Below are 11,639 nucleotides of genomic sequence, written 5' to 3'. Positions count from 1 at the left end.
GGCTGGGAATAAAGATCCCTAATCGTCCGGTTTTTATACAAAATGTAGTGCAGAATTTGAGGGGGTAAAACCCGCAACCCCTTGAAAAATAAGAAGCTTGATTTTAAAACTGCGGAACTTAGGCTAGTTTAGATACAATTAATAAAATATTATTAATTGAATTAAAAAGGGGCGGTTCAAAAATATCGAGAAAAGAAAGAGACCAAGCTATTGGTTATATAGAGGATTTTGCTGGTTGCGGTAGTATTATAGGCAATCCATATATATACGCTTTTATTGTTGGAGAGCAATTTTCAGAAAAAGTTCAACCAGTTCAGACTTCAAAAAATAGTCAGGATATTGAAGTTGGGAAAGTTAGAATTACTACTTATGGGCAGTTAGTTGATACAGCAAATAAACGTCTTTTTGGTTTAAGGGAAAAACTATCTGAACGTTATGATGATATCCCAGGAATTGAAGCCTATAAAAAGACTATTCAATTAGTTTAAATGGATAATGTCAAAATGGAATGAAAAATGAGCAAAATGATGCGTAAAAATTTTATCTCTGAAATCAAAGAAATCATAAACCAATCACGCGTGGCGGCCATTCGCAATGTGGACTTCCAGCGTGTATTAATGTACTGGCATATCGGGAAAAGAATATTTGAAGAAGAACAGCAGGGCAAAGAGCGGGCTGGTTATGGTGATTATCTTACCAGGAATCTGGCTGGAGAACTTGAACCGGAATATGGAAGCGGGTTTTCAGTAAGAATTCTGGAAATCAGCAGGCAATTTTACAGAACTTATCCAATTGCGAACGCACTGCGTTCGCAATTGAACTGGAGCCAATATCGGCTTTTATTACGTATTGGGAATCAGGATAAAAGAGAATACTATTTGCTCGAAGCGGTTAATAATAATTGGACCGGCAGGGAATTGGAGAGACAGATAAACTCAGGGCTGTATGAGCGATTGTTGTTAAGTAACAATAAAGAAAAAGTTTTAGCTGTAGCTCGCAAAGAGAAGATGCCTGAAGAGCCGCAAGAAATCATAAAAGACCCTATGTTTTTAGAATTTCTCGGCTTGAAGCATAAAGCGGAATACTATGAAAAAGACCTTGAATCTGCTATTATTACCAATCTCCAGGAGTTTTTACTTGAATTGGGTAATGGTTTTGCCTTTGTAGCCCGTCAAAAACGCATACATATCGACGGCGATGAATTCTTTGTGGATTTGCTTTTTTACAACCGATTATTGCGGTGTTTTGTGGTCATTGAAATCAAAACGCAAAAACTTACTCATCAGGATTTAGGCCAGCTTCAAATGTATGTGAACTACTATGACCGCATGGAGAAGCGTCCTGAGGAAAATCCCACGATTGGTATTTTACTTTGCGCCGACAAAAATGACGCTGTTGTAAAGTTTTCATTGCCTGAACGAAATAAGACGATTCTGGCAAGTCAATATCAATTATACCTGCCTACAGAAAAACAATTGCTCATTGAGTTGAAAAAAGAAATTAAACAGCACGCAAACAATATGACATAAATTGATTGTGGAAGGGGATTTCGATTACTAAAGATAACATTTTATCTGGATAGAAAGCAGGGAGTAGAAAAGGGGGTAGAACAGGGGGTAGAAAAAATATCGGTAATACAGCAAACCATTATAGAGTATATCCTTAAAAATCCCGCTATAAGTAAAAAAATATTGCAACAAGAAGGAAATCTGACTAAAAAAGCTGTGGATTATAATATAAATAAACTCAAAGAAAAAGGTCTCATCAAGAGAGTTGGCCCTGATAAAGGCGGGCATTGGATTGCGAAATAGCTTAATATGAATATATCAAAATCTTTTTTAGGAGTTATAAATATGCAATTTTGAAAGGAAACATCTAATGCCTAACTGCTGGGTTCACGCAGTAATAGATTTGATCGTTTATGGAAGGCCTTATTTTGATATTCATAAGAAGAAAGATGAACCTTCTAAAATTTTGGGACGAAAACATAGGATTATAAATCATGATTGGTATCAAGCTTTCGGGGAAAAATGGAATATGTCAGAGCCTTTTCCTTCCTGCATAAAAGAATTAACTGAAATATTAAGAAAGGAAAAGGGTGGAGCCAGGGCTGAGGAACAAATGGCATGGATTGATCATGATTATATTGACAAAACCTGGGATTTTATTTCGAATCCGGAGAAAAAATACCGGGAAGGATTTTTCGCGTGGATATTACTTAATCCCGATATTCTTAAAAATTGGGCGGGAGTAGATGTTTTGGGCAGCAAAATACAGAGAGTAATCGACAGCAATGAAATTTGGGAAAGTTGTCCGGAGCTGGAATCTGAATACAACAGGTTATGCATTTATGTGAAAGCGGTAATACAAAAGGATGAAATTTTACGAAATTATGTGGAAAGCGGTGGAAGATGAAGGAACCAAACCAAAATAAAGAACTGACCTCTTCCATTCGATAATAACTTTCAGAATAAAAAGCTTTAACCTCCTAAGATAATTGTTGGTATAATTTAAGGCAGTGATAGTTGTTGGAGTGGATTTTTAAAGATTATTTTTTTAGATAATTTGGAATAATATGAAAAATATGCAGATGAACCGCGTGACAGTAAAACCGGAAATGTTGGATTGGGCTTGTAAACGTTCAGGGAAAAGCCTAAAAAACATATATGATAAGTTTCCAAAATTTGAGCTTTGGAGCAGCGGTAAAGCAAACCCGACTCTCAAGCAATTGGAGCGTTTTGCTAAAGCTACATACACCCCAATTGGATTTCTTTTCCTTCAGGAGCCTCCAGTTGAGAAAGTTCCGATTCCTGATTTTCGGACAGTCGGTAACAAAAAGTATGGCCATCCAAGCCCCAATCTTCTGGATACCATTTATATTTGTCAGCAAAGGCAGGAATGGTATCGTGATTTTATGCGAATTTCAGGTGAAAAGCCTCTGCAATTTGTCAATTCTGCCGCGACTTCAGATAATGTTGAAAAATCTGCAATGCGAATTCGTCAAACACTTGGATTTGATATTGAAGAACGCCGCAAAATGAGAACCTGGACGGACGCGTTGCGGAGCTTTATTGCCCAAGCTGATGACCTGGGGATTCTCGTTATGGTAAATGGTGTGGTTGGAAATAACAATTGGCGAAAGCTTGATGTAGACGAATTTCGGGGTTTTGCCTTGGTTGACAATTTATCTCCACTTATATTTATAAACGGGTCGGATACAAAATCGGCCCAGATGTTTACTCTCGCGCATGAGTTAGCCCATATCTGGCTCGGACAATCCGCTCTTTCTGATTCTCAGGTCAGTGATGTAACTGGAAACGAGATTGAGCGTTGGTGCAATCAGGTTGCCGCTGAACTTTTAGTGCCTCTGGCTGTTATGCGGGACGAGTATCAAAAAAATAAACCATTGTCTGAAGAGGCCAATCGCCTGGCCCGTCGTTTCAAAGTCAGCACATTGGTTATTTTACGGAGAATTTTCGATGCGGGCGGCCTCAAAAAAGAGCAATTCTGGAAGGCCTATAATGAAGAGGTAGAGCGCCTCCAGGAAATTTCTACAGGATCAGGGGGCGATTTTTACCTGACACAGGGCGCGCGGCTTAGCAAGCGTTTTGCCAGAGCGCTTGTTGCCAGTACGCTTGAGGGGCAAACCCTTTATCGTGACGCGTTTCGTATGCTTGGATTTTCAAAGCTTGAAACTTTCCGGGATCTCGGGTATACGCTGGGAGTAGTCTAATGGTATATTTACTTGATGCAAATGTTTTTATCCAGGCAAAAAATCTCCATTATGGCCTTGATTTTTGTCCGGCATTTTGGGATTGGCTGATAACAAATAATACAGCTAAGCGAGTTTTTAGTATTGAAAAAGTTGGCGATGAGATAAATGCCGGCGTGGATGAACTTTCTGATTGGGCGGCTAAGAGAGGCCCGGAATTTTTCCTTAGACCTGACGCGACAATATTGCCCGCGCTTAGTTCAGTCAGCGCATGGGCATCAAGCCAAAAATATGAACCTGTTGCTGTAAATACCTTTCTACAGGTAGCTGATTACTACTTGGTATCTCATGCTTTAGCCCATGGGCATACTGTTGTCACACATGAAAAAGCGTATAATTCGACTAAGAAAATAGGAATTCCAAATGTTTGTATCAGTCTTAAAATTAAGTTTATGACGCCATATGAAATGCTTCGGCACGAACGGGCTCGTTTTGTCCTTGGTTCCAGTGTGTAAAATATATATGAAAAAACAAGAACTGATTAATAAATGGCAGGATTTTGAGGTGAAGGAGGCTAAATCCGCCGTGCCGAAAAACTCGTGGGAAACGGTAAGCGCGTTCTGTAATACCGCGGGCGGTTGGTTGATCTTTGGGGTGTCAAAGAAAGGGAAGGAATATTCAGTGACGGGTATTGATAACCCTGAAAAAATAGAGCAGGATTTTCTTACTGCCTTAAGGAGTGATAAATTTAACAGGAAAATTAAAGTCGAAGCAAAAAAATATTCCATTGAAGGCAAAAGCGTGCTTGCGTTTAATATCCTTTCCGTTTATCCAAAGGACAAACCGGTATATTTTAACTCCCTTTCAAACACGTTTATCAGAACAGGAAGCGGAGACCAGAGAGCGACAAAAGAAGAGATAGACGCGCTATACCGGAACTCTTCCTTTGATAAAAAAGACGAAGAGCCCACTAAATATACTTTTAAAGACCTCGATAAAGAAACCGTTAAAAGGTACAGAACCTTCTTAAAATCCATAGAGCCTGAGCATCGCTACAATGAAGTTTCCGCTGAGCGGATGCTTGAACTTATGCGGGTTATTATTGACGGCAGGGTAACAGCGGGCGGGGCGCTTGTTTTCGGAACGGAAGAAATCGTAAACAGGACTGTCTCGGATTTCAGGGTCGAATATCTTGAAGTCATGGGGACTTCTTTTGCCGACGCTCAAAACAGGTATGATTACCGGATGCCTGTCCAGAAAAATTTATATGAATACTATTTCTCGATACTTGAGAAATTATTGAGGCATATCAATGTTCCTTTTAAGCTTAAAGGTTTTTCCCGCGATGAAAACCAGCCTCAGGTTATAGCTATTCGCGAAGCGCTTGTTAACCTGCTTATGCATACGGATTATTTTTCCAACGCAAAACCACGAATACGTATTCTTTCCGACAGAATAGAGTTTTTTAATCCCGGCGCGTTACCGAAAGATGTAAAGTATATCCTGAAAGAAGAATTTTCAATGCCGAGGAACAGTACTATTGCAAGGATTTTTCAGGACTATAAAACTTTCCGAAAATATTGGTTCAGGTTTTCATAAGATGTTCAATGGTTGGACATCTTATTACAAAAGGAAGCCGAAAGTTGAAGGTGATTTCGATTATTATAAGATTATGTTTTATTTGGATAGGAAGCAGGGGGTAGAACAGGGGGTAGAACAGGGGGGTAGAACAGGGGGTAGAAAAAATATCGGTAATACAGCAAACCATTATAGAGTATATCCTTAAAAATCCTGCTATAAGTAAAAAAATATTGCAACAAGAAGGAAATCTGACTAAAAAAGCTGTGGATTATAATATAAACAAACTCAAAGAAAAAGGTCTCATCAAGAGAGTTGGCCCTGATAAAGGCGGGCATTGGCTTGTCCTGAGCTTACCGGAAGGAAGAGATAAAAAATGAGTGACTCTAAACAATTAGTAAGCAAGTTATGGAATTACTGCGATATTTTGCGGGATGACGGTTTATCGTATGGGGATTATGTTGAGCAGTTAACCTTTCTTCTTTTTTTAAAGATGGATGATGAGAGGGTTAAGCTGTTAAAGAAAAAATCAGATATTCCAAAAGAGTATAACTGGCTGTCCTTGATTGAAAAAGACGGCGCGGAACTTGAGGCGCATTATATGAAACTGCTTACGGAACTTGGAAAAGAGGAAGGCATTATCGGCGTTATTTTCAGAAAAGCGCAAAACAAGATCCAAGACCCGGCAAAACTTCGGAAGCTCATTGCAGACCTTATTGATAAAGAAGAATGGTTAAATTTAGAGGTGGATGTTAAGGGTAATGCTTATGAAGGTTTACTTGAAAAGAATGCCGCTGACGTTAAGGGCGGAGCCGGACAGTATTTTACTCCAAGGCCGTTAATAAATGCTATTGTAAAAGTTATGCAGCCTATGACTGGTATGAAGATACATGACCCTGCGTGTGGGACAGGAGGGTTCTTGCTATCAGCTTATAACTATATTGTGGCGCATAGTAAAATGAACAAAGATCAGAAACACGAATTAAAGCATAATACGTTTACTGGAAATGAGATTGTTCCTTTGGCCGCCCGTTTATGTGTAATGAATCTTTACCTGCATGGCGTAAACGGAGAGGAAACACCAATAAGCTCTGATGATTCTCTGAGAAAAAATCCCGGGGCTATATATGACATGGTGTTGACTAATCCGCCTTTTGGTAAAAAGTCATCAGAAAAAATCATTACAGAAGAAGGAAAGACTGTGGCCCAGTCCCTGACTGTATTAAGGGATGATTTCTGGGCGCAGACATCCAACAAACAGCTTAATTTTTTACAGCATGTGAGAAGCATCCTTAAAATAAACGGGAAAGCCGCGATAGTTTTGCCTGATAATGTATTGTTTGAAGGCGGCGCGGGTGAAACAATAAGAAAAAAACTCCTGCAATCGTGCGACCTCCATACGATTTTAAGACTGCCCACAGGTATTTTTTATGCGCAGGGCGTTAAGGCCAATGTTCTTTTCTTTGATAAAAAAGAGGCGTCAAAAGATTATTCAACAAAAAAAGTATGGATATACGATTTAAGAACAAACATGCATTTCACTTTGAAAGAAAACACGCTTAAAGAATCAGACCTTAGCGATTTTGTTAATTGTTATAGCCCAGAAAACCGGTTTGACCGAAGGGAAACTTTTTCAAAAAAGAATCCCGGCGGCAGATGGAGGTGCTTTGGAATTGATGAGATACTTAAAAGAGACAAAGTGAATCTGGACATTTTCTGGATAAAGGACGAAAGCCTTGAAGATGTTGATAATCTTCCCGGGCCGGATGTTTTAGCCAATGAATTAGTTGAAGACTTGCAGGCCGCATTGGAACAATTACAGGAGATAGCAGAGGATTTGGGGGAGAAAGGGAAGTAATATTTATAAATATGAACATTTAAAAAATTCAGCGATAAAAATCCTCTCGATATTTACAATATTAAGTTAATTTGGCCGTGATAGATTTATTTCTGGTCCGATTGTAAATAATATTAACTCCCGAAGTATCTAAACGCATTTCCAGAAGTTTTTGGCTACCACCGAATGATTTGGATGCTAAATTCAGAGGAGTGTCTGAAAACTTAATTTTCATTAATACATCTTTTGGATATATAAGAATAGATGCCAAACAATCAGCCTCATCTTCTTGGTTTTTATCATATTGTCGAAGCAAAATGCCAGTATCTTGAGAATAGTGTGTTGTTTGTGGTTTATGTCCAATTATGATATGAGATAATTCATGCATAATATCATTTGTTTGCCGCGTTTTTGCATAAGATGAGTTGTAAATAACTATACTTGATTTGCTATTTGATATGGTTACCTAATGCAATATATACAAAAGCAAGTGAGGAAAATATTTCTCTGAGTCCGACAAATAAATCACCCTATAATAGAAGGAAACGATAAGAAAGGATTAAAAATATTACAAGCAATGGGGTAAAATAAAAAAAGTATTTCACTGATTATTATGCTAACGGAAAAGGCGGTAAATCTTACCCAATTTTTTTCCTCAAAAAATCTTCACACAAAATTCACAAATTCTCCCTTTTCCCGTCACACGTCTAATTTATAATCTTCATTAATTAAAATAGAAAAAATAAAAAGTGCCGCAGACAACGGCGGAAAAAGGAGACGTTTTTATGAAAACAGAAGTATTAAGAAATGTGCCGGCGGAATTGATTTCCGCGGAAGGTTATGAAAAAATAGCCAATTGGATATTGAGGCTGTTAATTCTTATAACGCTCGCGAGTATGCTGGCTGGTGTTATAATCACAGCTTTTCATTTACGGTTTTTGTTTAACAAGGAAATGGAACACGCGCTGCATGGAATATTACTGGATGTTTTAACGATACTCGCGCTTCTTGAAATTTATAAAACCATCCTGGTTTATTTTTCCGAAGGCAGGGTAAAGATAAGTTTTATAATAGACACGGTGATTGTAATCGTGCTTACGGAAATGATCGGGTATTTATTCAGGGAGTTTGAACCATTCAAGATGGGGATGATGCTGGGTATTGTGTTTGTGCTGTGTGTAATGAGGATATTTACCGTGAAGTATTCTCCAAGCAACAAGGAAATGGAATAAGAAAAATATACGCAAAAATCGCGCATAAAAACAAAAAGGAGGAATAAAAGATGGAGATGAAAAAGTTGTTAGCGGGGTTATTGGTGTTCACGTTTTTTGCGATTGGGAATTCGCGGGCGGGTGAGACGGACGTTCTTTTGAACAAACTGGTTGAGAAGGGTTATTTGAACGCGGCTGAATCTCAGGAGGTAAGGACTGAGACACAGAATAATATTGACGCGGCAAAAAAACTGGAAAAAGAGGAAAAAGATAAGGAGGCGAAAGAGAAAGGGCCTTTTTACGTGAAAATCGGCAAAGGAGACGTAAAAATAAGCGGTTATGTGCAGAGCCGGTTTGAACGTTTTGAAAAACCCGGTAAGAATGATGAGTTTCGTGTCAAGTCTGTTACTTTGGCGCTTGCGGGCAAATTGGCCGATGATACGAATTTTAAAGCGGAAATAGACGCGAGCAAGACAGACGGTAAAATTTTAAACGACGCCTTTCTTAAATACACCTTGAATAATTACGCTAATATAACATTAGGGCAGTTTAAAATACCTTTTTCAGAGGAATTTATAACTTCCAGTTCATCCATCGAAACCGTCGAACGGTCTCTGCCGGTAACAAGCCTTTCGCAGGAAAGGGACCGAGGATTGATGCTGGATGGAACTGTATTGAATAAAATGGTTAATTACGGGGCCGGGATATTCAATGGCGCGGGCCCTAACGCGTCTGAAGATAATGAAGGAAAAGATGCCGCCGGAAGAGTGGTTGTCAATGTTTTACCGGGATTGAGTATAGGCGGCAGTTATATGACTGGCAGTGAGATGCAGCAAACGGACACATACAGCACTACATCCGCTGACTCAAAAACAGGAATGTTTAAAAAGACATCCACATACGACCCATATAAACGAACTCGCTCAGGCGCTCTTGTGAAATATGAAGATAAAAGCGTGAAGATCCAGGGCGAATATATTACGCAGAAGAAAGATTATGAACTTGCAAGTAAAACCGACATTTCCGGTAAAGGTTATTACGCGCTTTTGGCTTACAAAATTTCCTTAGAAGGCAAAGCGGCTATACAGCCTGTGGTTAAATATGAGACATATGATGCTGATACAGATAAAGACAATGATAAGCAAAAAATTACGACCATAGGAGTAAACTGGTTCATAAATGATTATGTCAAATTGATGGTTAATGACCGGATGAGAAAAGATGACGCCGGCAAAGAAGGTTATGATGAATTATTAGTCCAGGCGCAGGTGAAATTTTGAAGAAATTCAAAATTCAAAATGTAAAATGCAAAATTAATGTGTGCTTCGCACAAAATTTGATGGTTGCATGATGGCACCACAATTTTAATTTATGATAGGAGGAAATATGGGAAAAATATTTTGTATCTTAATAACCGGTCTAACTTTATTGTATATAGGAATGACGAACGTTTTAGCGGTCAGGCTTCTTTTAATCAACGGGGCGGGCGCCACGTTCCCATATCCGATTTATTCAAAATGGTTTTACGAATACGCGAAGATAGACGAAACGGTGAATTTCAATTACCAGTCCATCGGTTCCGGCGGCGGGATAAGGCAGATCACTGAAAAAACCGTGGATTTCGGAGCGACAGACGGCCCTATGACCGATGAACAGCTCAATAAGGCCGGAGGTGAAATGTTTCATATCCCTATGGTGGCCGGAGCGGTAGTTCTAACCTACAATCTGCCGGATGTAAGGGCGAATAATCATTCGCCCCTACGATTCAGCCCGGATGTGGTTGCCGATATTTTTATGGGAAAGATCAAAAAATGGAATGACCAGAAGATTGCGCGGGACAATCCCGGCGTAAATCTTCCTGATAAAAAAATTGTCGTGGTCCATCGTTCGGACGGCAGCGGCACAACATATATTTTTGTCGATTATCTTTCGGAGATCTCAGGTGTATGGAAGTCCAAAGTTGGAAAAGGTACTTCTATCAATTGGCCGGTTGGTCTGGGCGGAAAAGGCAATGAAGGAGTGACGGGCCTTGTTAAACAGACACCGGGAAGCATAGGTTATGTGGAGCTGGCTTACGCGGTAAAAAACAAACTTCCATACGGCGACATTAAAAACTCGGCGGGGAATTTTATTACTCCCAGTTTAGAGAGCGTTACAAGGGCCCTGGACGCGAAGGTTGATACAATGCCGTCTGATTTCAGGGTTTCACTGGTTAATCCTCCGGGAAAAGACGCTTATCCCGTTGCCGGATTAACATGGATACTTGTTTACAAAAATCAGAATGACAAGGCCAAAGGTGAAAAAATAGTCAGATTTTTAAATTGGGCGGTGACAGACGGCCAGAAATACGCGCCGGAGTTGTTATATGCCCCATTGCCGGACAGCCTTGTAAAAAAGATCGAGAAAAAAATCAGTGAAATACAGGTAAGATAGGGAATACTTCCTCCAGGGCCGGGTATGTAATATTAAAATGCCACGGCCCGATTCCCTTTTATGAAATTCAAGGGCTCCGATTTTATCGGGGCCTTTTTTTTGTTGAGTTCATTTCTTTTTATCCAACTTCAGGATATATTGGAATATAATTATCATGATGAAAGACAAAATTACAGCGAATGGCCTTTCGATAGATTTAAAATCAGGGAAGGAATCCGAAATTTTTAGGTGGTTAAAAATTGACAATCCGCCCGAATTTGATATACTACAATAAATACCAATAAATGGTTTATTTCACAGGATTAATTTATGATAAGATTTCATCCGCATGCGCGGGAACGATTGAAAGAACGAGGTGCAACTGAACAGGAAATTATTGCTACTGTTGAGAAAGGCGAAATGTTTCCCGCAAAATTCGGACGTACGGGATTTAGACGTAATTTTGATTTCAATGGATTATGGCAGGGCAAACATTATTTGACAAAACAGGTTGAGGTTTATGCGGAAAAAGAAAAAATTGATTGGCTGGTAATTACAATAATAACACGCTATTTTTGAAATGGAAGGAGGCAGAAAATAGATGAAATTGACATATGATCCGAAATACAATATAGCCTATTTGCGTTTGTATGAGAAATCAATAGAGGCTCAAACTATAAAAATTAGTGATGAATTGAATATTGATTTGGCGCCGGATGGCACAATTTATGGTATAGAATTATTAAATGCTAATGAGCAATTGCGAAGGGAAGATAAAGGTAAATTGCTTGTAGTAAATGAATCAACCGGCGAAGAAACAGAAGTTTCTTTAGCAGTAAAATAAATTCAGAAAATAGGCCAAATCAATTCAAATAAAAAATCCTTATTC

At 39.0% G+C, this 11,639-nt stretch carries 14 protein-coding genes; 13 read left to right on the top strand and 1 reads right to left on the bottom strand.

Annotation, left to right across the window (positions count from 1 at the left end; genetic code table 11):
- Positions 1-524: 524 nt before the first annotated feature.
- From AB1498_00815 to AB1498_00780, 8 genes are all read left to right on the top strand, one after another.
- The gene (locus AB1498_00815; GenBank protein ID MEW6086843.1) at positions 525-1,529 is read left to right on the top strand and encodes a PDDEXK nuclease domain-containing protein; all 1,005 of its coding nucleotides are present in this window, start codon (positions 525-527) and stop codon (positions 1,527-1,529) included.
- Entirely contained in the window at positions 1,530-1,811 is a 282-nt protein-coding gene (locus AB1498_00810; GenBank protein MEW6086842.1) for a winged helix-turn-helix transcriptional regulator, read from the top strand. It begins immediately after the preceding gene.
- Between the two features lie 67 nt (positions 1,812-1,878).
- Positions 1,879-2,415 carry a hypothetical protein gene (locus AB1498_00805; protein ID MEW6086841.1) on the top strand — a complete coding sequence of 179 codons (537 nt, stop codon included), beginning with the start codon at positions 1,879-1,881 and terminating at the stop codon, positions 2,413-2,415.
- A 160-nt stretch (positions 2,416-2,575) separates the two neighbouring features.
- Positions 2,576-3,733 (top strand): ImmA/IrrE family metallo-endopeptidase, encoded by a 1,158-nt coding sequence (locus tag AB1498_00800; GenBank protein MEW6086840.1) that lies wholly within the window; start codon positions 2,576-2,578, stop codon positions 3,731-3,733.
- The gene (locus AB1498_00795; GenBank protein ID MEW6086839.1) at positions 3,733-4,227 is read left to right on the top strand and encodes a DUF4411 family protein; all 495 of its coding nucleotides are present in this window, start codon (positions 3,733-3,735) and stop codon (positions 4,225-4,227) included. The genes AB1498_00800 and AB1498_00795 overlap by 1 nt, the downstream gene beginning before the upstream one ends.
- 7 nt (positions 4,228-4,234) lie before the next feature.
- Complete coding sequence (locus AB1498_00790; protein MEW6086838.1) at positions 4,235-5,311, top strand: RNA-binding domain-containing protein; 1,077 nt, start codon at positions 4,235-4,237, stop codon at positions 5,309-5,311.
- A gap of 146 nt (positions 5,312-5,457) precedes the next feature.
- Positions 5,458-5,670, top strand: a complete 213-nt coding sequence (locus tag AB1498_00785; GenBank protein MEW6086837.1) for a winged helix-turn-helix transcriptional regulator — start codon at positions 5,458-5,460, stop codon at positions 5,668-5,670.
- Positions 5,667-7,148: a class I SAM-dependent DNA methyltransferase gene (locus AB1498_00780; protein ID MEW6086836.1), complete on the top strand. Its 1,482-nt coding sequence runs from the start codon at positions 5,667-5,669 to the stop codon at positions 7,146-7,148. The genes AB1498_00785 and AB1498_00780 overlap by 4 nt, the downstream gene beginning before the upstream one ends.
- 61 nt (positions 7,149-7,209) lie before the next feature.
- Here AB1498_00780 and AB1498_00775 read toward each other — a convergent pair whose 3' ends face one another.
- Positions 7,210-7,560 (bottom strand): ImmA/IrrE family metallo-endopeptidase, encoded by a 351-nt coding sequence (locus AB1498_00775; GenBank protein MEW6086835.1) that lies wholly within the window; start codon positions 7,558-7,560, stop codon positions 7,210-7,212.
- A gap of 352 nt (positions 7,561-7,912) precedes the next feature.
- On the opposite strand from AB1498_00775, the gene AB1498_00770 reads away from it, so the two are divergent.
- The 5 genes from AB1498_00770 (at position 7,913) to AB1498_00750 (ending at position 11,594) form a co-directional block, all read left to right on the top strand.
- Positions 7,913-8,359, top strand: a complete 447-nt coding sequence (locus AB1498_00770; protein MEW6086834.1) for a phosphate-starvation-inducible PsiE family protein — start codon at positions 7,913-7,915, stop codon at positions 8,357-8,359.
- Between the two features lie 56 nt (positions 8,360-8,415).
- Positions 8,416-9,618, top strand: a complete 1,203-nt coding sequence (locus AB1498_00765) for a porin (GenBank protein MEW6086833.1) — start codon at positions 8,416-8,418, stop codon at positions 9,616-9,618.
- A gap of 160 nt (positions 9,619-9,778) precedes the next feature.
- Positions 9,779-10,771 carry a phosphate ABC transporter substrate-binding protein PstS gene (gene pstS / locus AB1498_00760; GenBank protein ID MEW6086832.1) on the top strand — a complete coding sequence of 331 codons (993 nt, stop codon included), beginning with the start codon at positions 9,779-9,781 and terminating at the stop codon, positions 10,769-10,771.
- Between the two features lie 309 nt (positions 10,772-11,080).
- A complete protein-coding gene (locus AB1498_00755; GenBank protein MEW6086831.1) occupies positions 11,081-11,329 on the top strand; it encodes a DUF4258 domain-containing protein in 249 nt (82 codons plus the stop codon).
- Between the two features lie 22 nt (positions 11,330-11,351).
- Positions 11,352-11,594: a DUF2283 domain-containing protein gene (locus AB1498_00750; protein MEW6086830.1), complete on the top strand. Its 243-nt coding sequence runs from the start codon at positions 11,352-11,354 to the stop codon at positions 11,592-11,594.
- Positions 11,595-11,639: the final 45 nt, after the last annotated feature.

Source organism: bacterium, from assembly GCA_040754625.1.
Lineage (GTDB): Bacteria > JACRDZ01 > JAQUKH01 > JAQUKH01 > JAQUKH01 > JAQUKH01.
Note: the sequence above shows the minus strand (reverse complement) of the source record. Positions and strands in the feature narration are given on the sequence as shown.

What these genes read in the sequence shown, in the direction of transcription:
- AB1498_00770 (MEW6086834.1), top strand. Translation starts at nt 7,913, where the DNA reads ATGAAAACAGAAGTATTAAGAAATGTGCCGGCGGAATTGATTTCCGCG.
- AB1498_00805 (MEW6086841.1), top strand. Translation starts at nt 1,879, where the DNA reads ATGCCTAACTGCTGGGTTCACGCAGTAATAGATTTGATCGTTTATGGA.
- AB1498_00765 (MEW6086833.1), top strand. Translation starts at nt 8,416, where the DNA reads ATGAAAAAGTTGTTAGCGGGGTTATTGGTGTTCACGTTTTTTGCGATT.
- AB1498_00755 (MEW6086831.1), top strand. Translation starts at nt 11,081, where the DNA reads ATGATAAGATTTCATCCGCATGCGCGGGAACGATTGAAAGAACGAGGT.
- AB1498_00780 (MEW6086836.1), top strand. Translation starts at nt 5,667, where the DNA reads ATGAGTGACTCTAAACAATTAGTAAGCAAGTTATGGAATTACTGCGAT.
- pstS (MEW6086832.1), top strand. Translation starts at nt 9,779, where the DNA reads ATGACGAACGTTTTAGCGGTCAGGCTTCTTTTAATCAACGGGGCGGGC.
- AB1498_00750 (MEW6086830.1), top strand. Translation starts at nt 11,352, where the DNA reads ATGAAATTGACATATGATCCGAAATACAATATAGCCTATTTGCGTTTG.
- AB1498_00815 (MEW6086843.1), top strand. Translation starts at nt 525, where the DNA reads ATGATGCGTAAAAATTTTATCTCTGAAATCAAAGAAATCATAAACCAA.
- AB1498_00800 (MEW6086840.1), top strand. Translation starts at nt 2,576, where the DNA reads ATGAAAAATATGCAGATGAACCGCGTGACAGTAAAACCGGAAATGTTG.
- AB1498_00790 (MEW6086838.1), top strand. Translation starts at nt 4,235, where the DNA reads ATGAAAAAACAAGAACTGATTAATAAATGGCAGGATTTTGAGGTGAAG.
- AB1498_00795 (MEW6086839.1), top strand. Translation starts at nt 3,733, where the DNA reads ATGGTATATTTACTTGATGCAAATGTTTTTATCCAGGCAAAAAATCTC.